This window comes from Gardnerella sp. C0684A1 (genome assembly GCF_055326835.1).
Map to the genome: position 1 here is coordinate 1 of NZ_JBLTSX010000018.1, position 287 is coordinate 287.

Genomic DNA, 287 nt, shown 5'->3' on the forward strand with positions numbered 1-287 from the left:
GGTGTCGCCCGCAAGCACGGCCTCGATGTCGGTCAGCAGGCCGCTGGCGCCAAAGCGCAGCCGCTGCGGGTTCAGCGCGGTGGCGCCGAGGGCGGCCTCGGTCTGGGCGATATAGCCGGCGGCGTCCGCCACCGAGCGCACGCCGCCGGAGGCCTTGAAGCCCGCCGACGACAGGCCGCTGGCCTTGATCTCCTTGAGCATCAGCGCCGCCGCCGCGGGCGTGGCACCGACCGACGTCTTGCCGGTGCTGGTCTTGACGAAGTCGGCGCCCGCCGCCAGCGCGAGGC

Annotated in this window: 1 pseudogene; it reads right to left on the minus strand. The window is 74.6% G+C overall.

The features are described from left to right. Positions 1-287: pseudogene (locus tag ACNEUN_RS06205) on the minus strand (hypothetical protein); the annotation flags it as partial.